Source organism: Ewingella americana ATCC 33852 (genome assembly GCF_000735345.1).
In the GTDB taxonomy this organism is placed as follows: domain Bacteria; phylum Pseudomonadota; class Gammaproteobacteria; order Enterobacterales; family Enterobacteriaceae; genus Ewingella; species Ewingella americana.
The window spans coordinates 1-14,188 of record NZ_JMPJ01000017.1 but is presented as its reverse complement, the minus strand read 5'-3'; the positions used below and the strand labels follow the sequence as shown (position 1 = coordinate 14,188).

Sequence of the window (14,188 nt, the reverse complement as noted above, 5' to 3'; positions counted from 1 at the left end):
CACACCCATGGATATTCGTAAAATCAAGAAACTGATCGAACTGGTTGAAGAGTCAGGCATTTCTGAACTGGAAATTTCTGAAGGTGAAGAATCAGTACGCATCAGCCGTGCAGCACCTGCGCAAGCTTACCCAATGATGCAACAGGCTTACGCAATGCCTGCGCCACAACAGCAACCGGGTCTGGCTGCTGCGGTTGCACCAGCGGCGGCTCCGGCTGAAGCTGCACCGGCTGCGATCAGCGGACACATCGTTCGTTCACCGATGGTGGGTACTTTCTACCGCACGCCAAGCCCGGACGCGAAAGCTTTCGTGGAAGTCGGCCAGAAAGTTAACGCAGGTGATACCCTGTGCATCGTTGAAGCAATGAAAATGATGAACCAAATCGAAGCAGACAAATCTGGCGTGGTTAAAGCCATTCTGGTGGAAAGCGGCCAACCGGTTGAATTCGACGAGCCGCTGGTCGTCATCGAATAACGAGGCGTACCATGGTAGATAAAATTGTTATCGCGAACCGCGGCGAGATCGCGCTACGTATTTTGCGTGCCTGTAAAGAGCTGGGCATCAAAACAGTAGCCGTTCACTCGACTGCCGACCGCGACCTGAAGCACGTACTGCTGGCAGATGAAACCGTCTGTATCGGTCCTGCGCCTTCAGTAAAAAGCTATCTGAACATCCCGGCAATTATCTCTGCGGCTGAAATCACTGGCGCGGTGGCTATCCACCCTGGCTACGGTTTCCTGTCCGAGAATGCCGACTTTGCTGAACAAGTTGAACGCTCTGGCTTCATCTTCATCGGCCCGAAAGCTGAAACTATTCGCCTGATGGGTGACAAAGTTTCTGCTATCGGCGCAATGAAAAAAGCCGGTGTTCCTTGCGTACCTGGTTCTGACGGCCCGCTGGGCGAAGATATGGACCAAAACCGCGCCTATGCAAAACGCATCGGTTACCCGGTCATCATCAAAGCCTCTGGCGGCGGCGGCGGTCGTGGTATGCGCGTAGTACGCAGCGACAAAGATCTGGAACAATCCATCAACATGACTCGTGCGGAAGCCAAAGCGGCTTTCAACAACGACATGGTTTACATGGAGAAGTACCTGGAAAACCCACGCCACATCGAAATTCAGATTTTGGCTGACGGTCAGGGCAACGCGATTTATCTGGCAGAACGTGACTGCTCCATGCAGCGTCGTCACCAGAAAGTTGTCGAAGAAGCGCCAGCACCGGGCATCACGCCTGAGCTGCGTCGTTACATCGGCGAGCGTTGTGCTAAAGCTTGCGTAGACATTAACTATCGCGGCGCGGGTACCTTCGAGTTCCTGTATGAAAACGGCGAGTTCTATTTCATCGAAATGAACACCCGTATTCAGGTTGAGCATCCGGTTACTGAAATGATCACCGGCGTTGACTTGATCAAAGAGCAGCTGCGCATCGCTGCCGGTCAGCCGCTGTCGATCAAACAGGATGAAGTACGCATTCAGGGCCACGCGGTCGAATGTCGTATCAATGCTGAAGATCCAAATACCTTCCTGCCAAGCCCGGGTAAAATTACCCGCTTCCACGCTCCTGGTGGCTTTGGCGTGCGCTGGGAATCGCACATCTACGCTGGCTATACCGTGCCTCCGTACTACGATTCCATGATCGGCAAACTGATCACTTACGGCGAAAACCGTGACGTGGCGATTGCTCGCATGAAAAACGCATTGGCTGAACTGATCATCGATGGCATCAAAACCAACGTTGATCTGCAAATGCGCATTATGAGCGACGAGAACTTCCAGCACGGTGGAACCAACATCCACTATCTGGAGAAGAAGCTCGGATTGCAGGAAAAATAAGACCGTACCTTGCGTACTTTCTTACCAAGGCCGGATATTCCGGCCTTTTTTCATTTGGGACTTTTATGATGAAGACTCAAGAGACTGATTCACGTTTTCTACAAGCCAATCGCGAAGCCCGCTGGGCCTTTGGGCTGACGCTGGCCTACTTACTGGCATGGAGTTTGGCGGCCTATTTGCCCGACGACAAACAGGGGATAACCGGCCTGCCGCACTGGTTCGAAATGGCCTGTTTGCTGGTTCCGCTGATTTTTGTGTTACTAAGCTGGCTGATGGTGCGGGTGATTTATCGCGACATTTCGCTTGAGGACACTCCCCATGCAGACTGAAGTTTTACTTCCCCTTATCGCCTATCTGCTGCTGGTTTTTGGCCTCTCGGTGTATGCCTATACCCGTCGTCAGGCCGGTAACTTCCTCACTGAATACTTCCTCGGCAACCGCTCTATGGGTGGCTTCGTCTTAGCCATGACCCTGACCGCGACCTATATCAGCGCCAGTTCGTTTATTGGCGGTCCGGGCGCGGCCTACAAGTTTGGGCTGGGCTGGGTACTGCTGGCGATGATTCAGCTACCCGCCGTGTGGCTTTCTCTGGGTATTTTAGGCAAGAAATTCGCTATTTTGGCGCGCCGTTATAACGCGGTGACGCTCAACGACATGCTGTATGGCCGCTACAAAAGCCGCCTGCTGGTCTGGTTGGCGAGCCTGAGCCTGTTGGTCGCCTTCCTCGGCGCCATGACCGTGCAGTTCATCGGCGGCGCGCGCCTGCTGGAAACCGCGGCGGGCATTCCTTACGACACCGGCCTGCTGATTTTCGGCATCAGTATCGCGCTCTACACGGCTTTCGGCGGCTTCCGCGCCAGCGTGCTCAATGACGCCATGCAGGGTCTGGTGATGCTGCTCGGCACTATTTTGCTGCTGTTCGCGGTGATCCACGCAGCGGGCGGGCTGCACAGCGCGGTCGATAAACTGCAACAGATTGACCCTAAGCTGGTGTCGGTCAGCGGCGCGGACGATGTGCTTTCGCTGCCGTTTATGGCCTCCTTCTGGATCCTGGTCTGCTTCGGCGTGATTGGTTTGCCGCACACCGCCGTGCGCTGCATCTCCTACAAAGACAGCAAGGCGGTGCATCGCGGTATCGTGCTCGGCACGCTGGTGGTGGCGATTTTGATGTTCGGCATGCATCTGTCTGGCGCACTGGGCCGCGCGGTCCTGCCTGACCTTAAAATTCCTGACCAAGTGATCCCAACCTTGATGATCACCGTGCTGCCGCCTTACGCCGCCGGGATCTTCCTTGCTGCGCCAATGGCCGCCATCATGTCGACCATCAATGCCCAGCTGCTTCAGTCATCGGCGACTATTGTTAAAGATCTCTATCTCGGGATTCGCCCGGCAGAAATCACCAATGAAAAACGTCTGAAACGCTTCTCGAGCTGGGCGACCTTCGTGCTGGGTTTACTGGTGCTGCTGGCCGCGTGGCGTCCGCCAGAAATGATTATCTGGCTGAACCTGCTTGCCTTCGGCGGCTTAGAAGCCGTGTTCCTGTGGCCGCTGGTGCTGGGGCTGTACTGGGAGCGAGCCAATGCCACCGGCGCGTTGAGCTCAATGATTGTTGGCGCGGTTTGTTATACCCTGCTTGCCAGTTTCGACCTGCATCTTGCCGGTCTGCACCCGATTGTGCCGTCGCTGACCCTGAGTCTGCTGGCGTTTTACATCGGCAATAAATTTGGCGACACGCGCGCAGAAGCCGCGCTCAAGCCGTCCTGAGGGGCGGCAAATTATTTACCGCAAGCTTAAAAGAGAATTGCTATGCCTTGGATCCAATTAAAAATTAACACCACCGGTAACGACGCGGAAACGCTGAGCGACGCGCTTATCGAAAGTGGTGCGGTATCCGTGACTTTCCAGGATACCCATGACAACCCAGTGTTCGAACCTCTGCCGGGCGAGACCCTGCTGTGGGGCGATACCGACGCTATCGGCCTGTATGACGCAGAAACCGACATGGCGGAAGTGGTAGCGATGCTGGAAAACGAGCCGCTGCTCGGCAAAGGCTTTGTGCATAAAATCGAGCAGTTGGAAGACAAAGACTGGGAGCGCGAGTGGATGGATAACTTCCACCCAATGCGTTTCGGCCAGCGTCTGTGGATCTGCCCGAGCTGGCGCGACGTGCCGGACCCAACCGCCGTCAACGTGATGCTCGACCCCGGTTTGGCCTTCGGCACCGGCACTCACCCAACCACCGCCATGTGCCTCGAGTGGCTCGACGGCTTGGATTTACAGGGCAAAACGGTGATCGACTTCGGCTGTGGCTCCGGCATTCTGGCGATTGCCGCCTTGAAGCTGGGTGCCGCGCAGGCTATCGGCATTGATATCGACCCGCAGGCGATTCAGGCCAGCCGCGATAACGCGCAGCGTAACGGCGTCTCTGAGCGTCTGTCGCTCTATCTGCCGAAAGACCAGCCGGACAACCTGTCAGCCGACGTGGTGGTCGCTAACATCCTTGCAGGCCCACTGCGCGAGCTGGCTCCGCTTATTAGCGTGTTGCCGGTAGCAGGCGGCCATCTGGGGCTGTCTGGCGTGCTGGCAAGTCAGGCTCAGGGCGTCGCCGAAGCCTATGAAGCCTTGTTCGAGCTAGACCCAGTAGCTGAAAAAGAAGAATGGTGCCGCATTACCGGCGTCAAGAAGGCCTAATACTCCGCCGCCCGCTGGCTTAATTGCTCACCGGGCGGCGCTTTTCTGTTTTCTTCCCCGCCCTGCTTTTTCGACTCTCCCGCCCTTGGCTTTTTATCTCAAACAAAGGGTTATGGATTCTTACTAAAAATGACTCATTTTTTGACCACGGCGAGAGGTGGGTCACAGAAATTTTGCGGTTATTGCTACTTAAAACAGCAAATTTAGCCTTAGATTCAACTGGCTTAACCTGCATATACAGCGAGTTTTAAGGAATTTTCATAAGCGCACAATTTAGCCGTTATTCATTAACCCTATGTTAACTATAAATAAAAACCAATAACGCTGACTTCTTAGGCCGGATGCAAGCATTTTCTTAGGTTATTGGTTAAAGTTTGGCCTTTCATCTGGATTCAAAAATGCGTAATATACGCGCCCTTGCGGACATCAGTATGGTCATTCCTAGTCTATGCGCATCGGACACCACCAACTTACAAATTGCCTGATTGCGGCCCCAATGGCCGGTATAACAGACCGACCGTTTCGTGCCTTATGTCATGCGATGGGTGCTGGGATGGCTGTTTCCGAAATGCTCTCTTCCAATCCGGAAGTGTGGCGTACGGATAAATCCCGTTTGCGTATGGTACATAGCGATGAACCGGGAATCCGAGCCGTGCAAATTGCCGGTTGCGATCCCGAAGATATGGCGGCAGCTGCCCGAATTAACGTGGACAGCGGTGCGCAAATCATTGACATCAATATGGGCTGCCCGGCCAAGAAAGTGAACCGCAAACTGGCAGGATCTGCCTTGTTGCAGTATCCGGATTTGGTCAAACAGATCCTCTCTGCCGTTGTGAATGCGGTAGATGTGCCAGTCACGTTGAAAATTCGTACTGGTTGGGCACCGGAACACCGTAACTGTGTACAAATTGCACAATTGGCTGAAGACTGTGGAATTCAGGCCCTGACGATTCATGGCCGAACCCGTGCTTGTCTCTTCAATGGAGAGGCAGAGTACGACAGCATTCGGACAGTTAAGCAGAGTGTTTCCATTCCGATTATCGCGAATGGCGACATAACTGACCCGCATAAAGCCAGGGCGGTACTCGACTACACCGGAGCTGATGCTCTGATGATTGGACGTGCCGCTCAGGGGAGACCCTGGATCTTCCGGGAAATCCAGCATTATCTGGACACAGGGGAACTGTTACCGCCGCCACCACTTGGGGAGGTTCAGCACTTGTTATTAGGGCACGTACGGGAATTGCACGACTTTTATGGTCAAGGCAAGGGATTCCGTATCGCTCGTAAGCATGTTTCCTGGTATCTCCAGGAGCATGCCCCGAATGACCAGTTTCGGCGCTCCTTCAACGCCATAGAGGATGCCAGCGAACAGCTGGAGGCGTTGGAAGCATATTTCGAAAATCTTGCGTAACAAAAAAGAGCTGACAGAACTATGTTCGAACAACGCGTGAATTCTGACGTACTGACCGTTTCTACCGTTAATTCTCAGGATCAGGTAACCCAAAAACCCCTGCGTGACTCGGTAAAACAAGCACTTAAGGGCTATTTTGCTCAATTGAATGGTCAGGACGTGAATGACCTGTATGAGTTGGTATTGGCTGAAGTTGAACAGCCACTGTTAGACATGGTGATGCAATATACCCGTGGCAACCAGACTCGTGCGGCCCTGATGATGGGTATCAACCGCGGTACGCTGCGTAAGAAATTGAAAAAATACGGCATGAACTGATACTAATCAGTTGGTGTTGATAAAAGGCGCTTTTCCGCAAGGAGAGCGCCTTTTTGTTTTAGCTCAGTCGGTAATGCTCGTCCGGCTTAATGTGCTCTGGCAGCGGATGCACATCATTCATTTCTAACAGATTGATCTCGATGTTCTGGCACATCGCCGTCAGCGGCAAATCGTTATCCGCCGTGCCAAACGGGTCTTCCAACTCTTCCGCCAAGGCATCAATCGAAATAAAGGTGTAGGAGATAAACACCGACACCAGAATCGTCATATACCCCAGCGCCGGGGCCAGCGCGAACGGCAGCAAGGTGCAGAACAGATAAACCGTGCGATGGACTATCAGGCTGTAGGCGAAAGGTATCGGCGTGTTGGCAATGCGCTCGCAGCCGCCCAGCACGTGGGAAAGCTCATTAAGGTTGCGGTCGATGCTGTGGAACAGCATATCGCTCAGACGCCCCTGCTCGCGCTGCTCGGCCAGCCATTTCCCCATCAACAGCAAAAGTCGGTTGGCCGGAGACGGGCTGCTCAACACTTCCTTCGCCACATCGGCGGGCAGCAGGCGCTGCATATCCTTGGCGGCATCTTCACCGCGCAGCTGGTGCTTTAACGCGTAGCTAAAGGCAATTTGCAACTGGCTGAAGGCGGCAACGGCCTGCGGCGAGTCAACCAGCAGGCTTTTAACCTGTCGAAACAGCGAACGGTGAGTAATGAGCAAACTTCCCCATAGCAGCCGAGCTTCGTTAAAGCGCGCATAGCTGGCGCTATTTCTGAAGCCTAAGAAGATGGCGATGGCGATACCCAATAAGCTGAAGGGAGCCAGCGTCAGGCGGATGCCCAATGCTTCGTAAATCTGCACGCTGAACACCGCGACAATCGACATGCCGAAGTTCAGGCTGAGGCGGAAAAGAATGTTTGAAAGCACGGCACCGTGCCAAACAAACAGGCGGCGGAACCAGTGTTGATGAGGACGAACGATCATAAAGAGTTAATGCGGTGGGAAAAGAATGTGAAATATATTACAGAGTTAGGTGTATTTTCCCAGTGATATCGCCTTCGGACTAATCCTATTGCAACTTTTACAAAGCTTACAATTCTCCAAGCCATTAATTCTAAGGCTGTTTTGAACCCAGACAAAACCAGACACGAATTAGTGCCTTTATCGGACGATTCCCCACTCAAGATTGATAACAGAGCGTGATATACTTCACAAGTAAAGTCGTATTCGCCCCGCTCATCGCCTACGGAAAGCCTTTTAGCCTGCGATCCCGTCTTTTAGTGTAAAGATTGCGTCAAGTTCGGCGTTGTTTAAAACATTTGCCCACTTTAGCTGTCCCAATCTTTGACACACACTCCGTATCGCGATCGAGCTACTTCCAACGCGGTACCTCAGATTTTTTATGCCGATGATTGAGCTTATATGACTTCACCATCTTGCTTTCGCAAATCGTTTCTACACCCGCGTTACTGGCTGACCTGGTTTGGCTTGGGCGTGTTATTCCTCCTCGTTCAACTGCCTTACCCTGTCCTTTACCGCCTAGGTAACTGGCTTGGCCGCACCTCGATGCGTTTCCTCAAACGCCGTGTGTCTATTACCCGCCGCAATTTAGAACTCTGCTTCCCGAACCTTGATGAAACCCAGATTGAACGCCGTATTCTCAGCAATTTCGAATCGCTGGGCATGGGCCTGCTGGAGACGGGAATGGCGTGGTTCTGGTCCGACGCCCGCGTAAAACGCTGGTTTGACGTCAGCGGCCTGAATCACCTGAAAATGGCGCAGCAGAACAAGCAAGGCGTACTGGTGATTGGCGTGCATTTCATGTCGCTGGAGCTGGGTGGCCGTGCCATGGGCCTGTGTCAGCCGATGATGGCGATGTACCGCCCGCACAACAATAAAGCGATGGAATTCGTGCAGACTTGGGGCCGCATGCGCTCCAATAAAGCGATGCTGGATCGCAAAGACCTGCGTGGGATGGTTCATGCGCTGAAGAAAGGCGAAGCCGTGTGGTTCGCTCCGGACCAAGACTACGGTCCGCGTGGCAGCGTATTTGCCCCGCTGTTCGCCGTCGATCAAGCAGCCACCACCAGCGGCACTTACATGCTGGCGCGTCTGGCGAAACCGGCTCTGGTCACCGTGGTTCTGGTGCGTAAAGATAAGGGCAAAGGCTACGACTTGGTTATCCAGCCTGCTCTGCAAGATTACCCAATCGATGATGAAATGGCGGCTGCGGCCTACATGAATCGCGTGGTGGAAAAAGAGATTATGCGCGCGCCGGACCAGTATCTTTGGCTGCATCGCCGCTTTAAAACCCGCCCAACGGGAGCGCCTTCACTCTATCTCTAAACAGTGAATCGCCGTGCATTAAGCCCGTCCAGCAATGGCCGGGCTTTTTTATTGATGAAAATAATTCTCATGACGACAAGTTAACTTTTCTATAACATTCTCTTTTACCTGCTCAGGAGAGAAGTGATGAGTCAGCAAGTCCGTTTGGCAATAATCGGCGACCACAACCCCGCCATTGTTGCCCACCAAGCTATCCCCCTCGCATTAAACCTCGCTGCACAAACTTTCGACCTCGACATCCACACCACTTGGCTAAACACCGACACCATTGACGCACAGCGCTCACTCGAAGAGTTCGATGCTTTCTGGTGCGTGCCCGGTAGCCCTTACCAGTCTACCGAAGGGGCATTGCACGCCATTCGCTATGCGCGCGAGCAGCAGAAGCCGTTTCTCGGCACCTGTGGCGGCTTCCAGCACGCGATCATCGAGTATGCTCGCAATGTGATGGGCTGGCAGGACGCAGGCCATGGCGAAACCGATACCGAAGGTCGGCTGGTGATTGCCGCGCTGGCCTGCGAAATGGTGGAGAAGAAGGGAGGCATCACTCTGGTTGCCGACAGCATCGCGGGCCGCGCCTACGGTGAGTTGGATATCGAAGAGGGCTATCACTGCCGCTACGGGATTAACACTGAGTTTCAGGCAGCGCTGGAGTCTCAGCCACTGCGCCTGACTGGCCACGACCAGCAGGGCGAAATTCGCGTTATCGAGCTGCCAAAGCATCCGTTCTTCGTCGCCACGCTCTTCCAGCCGGAACGCGCCGCGCTGAAAGGCCATCTCCCGCCGCTGGTTGGCGCATTGATTCAAGCAGCCCTTTAATCCTCTGGCTCTCAGGCGCCCGCTTGAGAGTTTTTTAATTCCACTTTCCTCTCTTTTTGACCTTCCATATAGCGCTTAAAGATTAGCCAGACTCCACTAAGCGGAACCAGAGTGAGATCCAGTTCCAAATAGTAAAATAAGCCGCACCACTTTGTTGCAGCAATATTGACCACGCACAGGATTGGGGCAATAAATCCTATAACGCAAATCAATGTTACTGGGCAAAACAATCACACAACCCAATAGATAAGCGTTTTTGCATGTTGGCATTGCCTTTGCAATGTCCCGTGCAGAGGGCAATGCCCCGCAACGGACAGGGTGCCTCGCGCATTCATACAATAATAATTTTGGTTATGTCTCACAGGACGACTTATGAAAAAAATACTGCTTTCTACCCTTATTGCTGCTGCCAGCATGATGACGCTGGCAGGTCAGGCTCACGCAGGCACAACTCTGGACGCTGTGAAGAAGAAAGGCTTTGTTCAATGTGGGATAAGTGACGGCTTACCGGGTTTCTCTTACGCTGATTCAAAAGGGAAATTCACCGGTATCGACGTTGACGTCTGTCGTGCCATCGCCGCCGCCGTTTTTGGTGATGCGGAAAAAGTAAAATACACCCCGCTGACTGCCAAAGAGCGCTTTACCGCCCTGCAATCTGGCGAAGTGGACATCCTCTCCCGTAACACCACTTGGACCTCATCACGTGACGCAGGCATGGGCATGATCTTCGCTGGCGTTAACTACTACGACGGCATTGGATTCCTCACCCACAAGAAAGCCGGTTTGAAGAGTGCTAAAGAGCTGGACGGCGCAACCGTTTGCATTCAGGCCGGTACTGACACCGAGTTGAACGTTGCCGACTACTTCAAAGCCAACAAAATGACCTACACCCCGGTGACCTTCGACCGTTCCGACGAGAGCGCCAAGGCGCTGGACTCCGGCCGCTGCGACACGCTGGCCTCTGACCAGTCCCAGCTCTACGCCCTGCGTATCAAACTCGGCAAGCCAGATGACTTCATCGTGCTGCCAGAAGTTATCTCCAAAGAGCCTTTAGGCCCGGTAGTTCGCCGTGGTGACGAAGACTGGCTGGAAGTGGTGCGCTGGTCGCTGTTCGCCATGCTGAACGCCGAAGAGATGGGCATCACTTCTAAAAACGTTGACCAGCTGGCCGCCAACCCGACCACGCCTGACATGAGCAACCTGTTAGGTAAAACCGGCAAATATGGCGAAGACCTAAAATTGCCTAACGACTGGGTGGTGAAAATCGTTAAGCAAGTCGGTAACTACGGCGAGAGCTTCGACCGCAACGTCGGCGAAGGCAGCGAGCTGAAAATCAAACGCGGGCAAAACGCATTGTGGAATCAGGGCGGGATCCAGTACGCACCACCAGTCAGATAATTCCCCTGATCCTTGGGAATCCAAGCAGTTGAATTAAATAAGTAATGACAAAAAACGGCGCGCTGGCCGTTCCCCAGCGCGCCGTTTTCAGGCTTCATCTTTGAGGTACTTTCTATGCCACAACGCCCAGCTAGAAAAGGTGCGTTATCGCTGACCAACCCAGCCGTGCGCGCGTGGATCTATCAGATCATCGCCGTCGTCCTGCTGGTTGCCTGTCTCGGCTATCTGCTGCACAACACCATCACCAACCTGACAACACGAGGCATCACCTCGGGCTTTGCTTTCCTCAATAGCGGCGCAGGTTTTGGTATCGTTCAACATCTTATCGACTATCAGGAAGGTGACACTTACGGCCGCGTGTTCGTGATTGGCCTGCTTAACACGCTGCTGGTTTCGGCACTCTGTATCGTTTTCGCTTCTATCCTCGGTTTTATTATTGGGCTGGGTCGCCTGTCGGAAAACTGGCTGATCCGCAAAGTTTCCACTATTTATATCGAGACCTTCCGCAACATCCCGCCCCTGCTGCAAATCTTCTTCTGGTACTTCGCCGTCTTGCGCAACTTGCCCGGCCCTCGTCAAAGCCTTGAAGCGTTTGGCGTGGCCTTTATCAGCAATCGCGGGCTGTATCTGCCCTCTCCCGAGCTGGCTCCGGGCAGTCTGGCGAGCGGTATCGCCCTGCTGCTGGCGCTGTTTGGCATCTGGGCGTTAAAGCGTTACAACCATTTCCGCCAGATCCACACTGGCCGGGTATGGCGTATTTGGCCTTGGGCGATAGCCATGCTGGTGATTTTCCCGGCGCTAGCGCACCTGTTCTTCGGGCCTGCGGTTCACTGGGACATCCCGGCTCTGCGCGGATTTAACTTCCGCGGCGGCATGGTGCTTATCCCTGAACTGGCCTCGCTGACGGTGGCGCTGTCGGTTTACACCTCGACCTTTATTGCGGAAGTGATTCGCTCGGGCATTCAGTCGGTTTCCCACGGCCAGCATGAAGCCGCGCGCTCCCTCGGCCTGCCGAATCCGGTGACCCTGCGTCAGGTGATTTTGCCGCAGGCGATGCGGGTGATCATTCCGCCGCTGACCAGCCAATACCTGAATATCGTCAAAAACTCCTCACTGGCGGCCGCCATCGGGTATCCCGACATGGTGTCGCTGTTTGCCGGAACGGTGCTCAACCAAACCGGTCAAGCCATTGAAACTATTGCTATTACCATGTCCGTCTACTTGATCATCAGTCTGGCGATTTCGTTCTTAATGAACATCTACAACCGGCGTATCGCGCTGGTCGAACGTTAAGGGAATCGAATGACGATGAGCATACTCCCCTCTGCCATGCCCACGAATAAGCGCGCGACTTCGGTCGGCGGTGCCTTGACGTGGATGCGTAAAAACCTGTTTTCCAGCTGGTTCAATAGTTTACTCACACTGTTCTGCCTGTGGCTGATGTGGCTGGTGATCCCTCCGCTGCTCAACTGGGTGATTTTTCAGGCCAACTGGGTCGGCACGGCTCGCTCGGACTGCACCAAAGAAGGCGCGTGCTGGGTGTTTATCCACGCCCGCTTCGGCCAGTTCATGTATGGCCTCTACCCGTTCGAAGAGCGCTGGCGCATCAATCTGACCTTGATCGTCGGCTTGATGACGCTGGTGCCGATGTTCATTCGCGCCATGCCGCGCCGTGGCCGATACATCGCCGTCTGGGTGGTGCTGTTCCCGATTTTCACCTGGTTCATGCTCTATGGCGGCTTCTTCGGCCTGCCGGTGGTCGAAACCCGCCAATGGGGCGGGCTGACGCTGACGCTGATCATCGCCGCAGTGGGTATCGCCGGAGCCTTGCCGCTCGGCATCCTGCTGGCGCTGGCTCGTCGCTCTCGCCTGCCGATTGTCCGCGTGCTGTCGGTGATTTTTATCGAGTTCTGGCGCGGCGTGCCGCTGATCACCGTGCTGTTTATGTCCTCGGTGATGCTGCCGCTGTTTATGCACGAAGGGACCAACATCGACAAACTGGTGCGCGCGCTGGTTGGGGTGATTTTGTTCCAGTCAGCCTATGTCGCGGAAGTGGTGCGCGGCGGCTTGCAGGCGCTGCCGAAAGGCCAGACCGAAGCCGCCGAGTCGCTGGCCTTGGGGTATTGGAAAACGCAGGGGCTGGTGATTTTGCCGCAGGCCCTAAAGATGGTGATCCCCGGCTTGGTCAACACCATTATCGCGCTGTTCAAAGACACCAGTCTGGTGATCATCATCGGCCTGTTTGACCTGTTCAGCAGCGTGCAGCAAGCCACCGTTGATCCCGAGTGGCTCGGCATGTCGACCGAAGGCTATGTCTTCGCCGCCGCCGTTTATTGGATTTTCTGTTTCAGCATGTCGCGTTATAGCCAACATTTGGAAAGACGCTTTCACACCGGACGTTCCGCACACTGAGGTAAAACATGAGCGACCATCACATTATTGATGCTAAAAAAATGATGATCACCCTGGAAGACGTTAACAAGTGGTACGGACAGTTCCACGTTTTGAAAAACATCAACCTGCGCGTGAAGCCGGGCGAGCGCATCGTGCTATGCGGCCCGTCGGGATCGGGGAAATCCACCACCATCCGCTGTATCAATCATCTGGAGGAACACCAACAGGGCCGGATCGTGGTTGACGGCACCGAGTTAAACGACGATCTGCGCAATATCGAACGCGTTCGCACCGAAGTTGGCATGGTTTTCCAGCATTTCAACCTGTTCCCACATCTGACGGTGTTGCAGAACTGCACATTGGCTCCATGCTGGGTACGCAAGATGCCGAAGAAGGAAGCCGAAGAGCTGGCCATGCACTACCTGAAACGCGTGCGCATCGCCGAGCACGCACACAAGTTCCCCGGCCAGCTTTCCGGCGGGCAGCAGCAGCGCGTCGCCATCGCACGCTCACTCTGCATGAAGCCGAAAATCATGCTGTTCGACGAACCGACTTCTGCACTGGATCCGGAAATGGTGAAAGAGGTGTTAGACACCATGATCGGACTCGCCGAGGAGGGCATGACCATGCTGTGCGTGACCCATGAGATGGGGTTTGCAAGAACCGTCGCGGACCGCGTTATTTTATGGATCGCGGGGAAATCGTCGAAGAAGCGCCACCGATGGAGTTCTTCGCCGCACCGAAATCAGCAAGGACCAGGGAGTTTTTATCTCAGGTGATTCATTGATTTAGGGTTTTAACTCCTTCTCCTCTCAGAGGAGAAGGAGTAAAGCAAAACCACCTGAAACGGCTCTGTGTAGAAGCCAGTAGGTCGCGTTCGATGCAGCTAACCCCACACCCCACCTAACCTCCCCTCCTGAAAGGGGAGGGATAAAACCTAAAACCATACTCAGTCGGGCTTTGGGTTTACTCCCTCCCCTATT

The 14,188-nt window shown here is 54.3% G+C and carries 13 protein-coding genes and 1 pseudogene; 13 read left to right on the top strand and 1 reads right to left on the bottom strand.

Annotation, left to right across the window (positions count from 1 at the left end; all coding sequences use genetic code 11):
• The first annotated feature begins 7 nt into the window (after nucleotides 1–7).
• The 7 genes from accB (at nucleotide 8) to fis (ending at nucleotide 6,259) form a co-directional block, all read left to right on the top strand.
• On the top strand, nucleotides 8–475 hold the full coding sequence (accB, locus tag GEAM_RS00150) for an acetyl-CoA carboxylase biotin carboxyl carrier protein (RefSeq protein WP_034786647.1): 468 nt from the start codon (nucleotides 8–10) through the stop codon (nucleotides 473–475).
• Nucleotides 476–486: 11 nt separating this feature from the next.
• Complete coding sequence (gene accC, locus GEAM_RS00145) at nucleotides 487–1,836, top strand: acetyl-CoA carboxylase biotin carboxylase subunit (RefSeq protein WP_034786645.1); 1,350 nt, start codon at nucleotides 487–489, stop codon at nucleotides 1,834–1,836.
• Nucleotides 1,837–1,901: 65 nt separating this feature from the next.
• Nucleotides 1,902–2,165, top strand: a complete 264-nt coding sequence (locus tag GEAM_RS00140; protein ID WP_244956635.1) for a YhdT family protein — start codon at nucleotides 1,902–1,904, stop codon at nucleotides 2,163–2,165.
• Entirely contained in the window at nucleotides 2,155–3,600 is a 1,446-nt protein-coding gene (gene panF, locus GEAM_RS00135) for a sodium/pantothenate symporter (RefSeq protein WP_034786643.1), read from the top strand. The genes GEAM_RS00140 and panF overlap by 11 nt, the downstream gene beginning before the upstream one ends.
• Nucleotides 3,601–3,642: 42 nt before the next feature.
• Nucleotides 3,643–4,527: a 50S ribosomal protein L11 methyltransferase gene (prmA, locus tag GEAM_RS00130; RefSeq protein WP_034786641.1), complete on the top strand. Its 885-nt coding sequence runs from the start codon at nucleotides 3,643–3,645 to the stop codon at nucleotides 4,525–4,527.
• A gap of 448 nt (nucleotides 4,528–4,975) precedes the next feature.
• Complete coding sequence (gene dusB, locus GEAM_RS00125) at nucleotides 4,976–5,941, top strand: tRNA dihydrouridine synthase DusB (RefSeq protein ID WP_034786639.1); 966 nt, start codon at nucleotides 4,976–4,978, stop codon at nucleotides 5,939–5,941.
• Between the two features lie 21 nt (nucleotides 5,942–5,962).
• Complete coding sequence (gene fis / locus GEAM_RS00120; protein WP_004097144.1) at nucleotides 5,963–6,259, top strand: DNA-binding transcriptional regulator Fis; 297 nt, start codon at nucleotides 5,963–5,965, stop codon at nucleotides 6,257–6,259.
• A gap of 58 nt (nucleotides 6,260–6,317) precedes the next feature.
• Here the strand turns inward: fis and GEAM_RS00115 are convergent, their stop codons facing one another.
• A complete protein-coding gene (locus GEAM_RS00115) occupies nucleotides 6,318–7,235 on the bottom strand; it encodes a bestrophin family protein (protein WP_034786637.1) in 918 nt (305 codons plus the stop codon).
• A gap of 438 nt (nucleotides 7,236–7,673) precedes the next feature.
• Here GEAM_RS00115 and lpxP point away from each other — a divergent pair, with 438 nt between their 5' ends.
• The 6 genes and pseudogenes from lpxP (at nucleotide 7,674) to GEAM_RS00085 (ending at nucleotide 13,992) form a co-directional block, all read left to right on the top strand.
• Nucleotides 7,674–8,597 (top strand): kdo(2)-lipid IV(A) palmitoleoyltransferase, encoded by a 924-nt coding sequence (gene lpxP, locus GEAM_RS00110; RefSeq protein WP_034786636.1) that lies wholly within the window; start codon nucleotides 7,674–7,676, stop codon nucleotides 8,595–8,597.
• 126 nt (nucleotides 8,598–8,723) lie between these two features.
• Nucleotides 8,724–9,413: a CTP synthase C-terminal region-related (seleno)protein gene (locus tag GEAM_RS00105; RefSeq protein ID WP_034786635.1), complete on the top strand. Its 690-nt coding sequence runs from the start codon at nucleotides 8,724–8,726 to the stop codon at nucleotides 9,411–9,413.
• Nucleotides 9,414–9,785: 372 nt separating this feature from the next.
• Nucleotides 9,786–10,811 carry an amino acid ABC transporter substrate-binding protein gene (locus GEAM_RS00100; RefSeq protein ID WP_034786634.1) on the top strand — a complete coding sequence of 342 codons (1,026 nt, stop codon included), beginning with the start codon at nucleotides 9,786–9,788 and terminating at the stop codon, nucleotides 10,809–10,811.
• A 114-nt stretch (nucleotides 10,812–10,925) separates the two neighbouring features.
• On the top strand, nucleotides 10,926–12,104 hold the full coding sequence (locus tag GEAM_RS00095; RefSeq protein ID WP_034786633.1) for an amino acid ABC transporter permease: 1,179 nt from the start codon (nucleotides 10,926–10,928) through the stop codon (nucleotides 12,102–12,104).
• 36 nt (nucleotides 12,105–12,140) lie between these two features.
• Nucleotides 12,141–13,223, top strand: a complete 1,083-nt coding sequence (locus GEAM_RS00090; protein ID WP_419471234.1) for an amino acid ABC transporter permease — start codon at nucleotides 12,141–12,143, stop codon at nucleotides 13,221–13,223.
• Nucleotides 13,224–13,231: 8 nt separating this feature from the next.
• Nucleotides 13,232–13,992: pseudogene (locus tag GEAM_RS00085) on the top strand (amino acid ABC transporter ATP-binding protein).
• The last annotated feature ends 196 nt before the right edge of the window (nucleotides 13,993–14,188 follow it).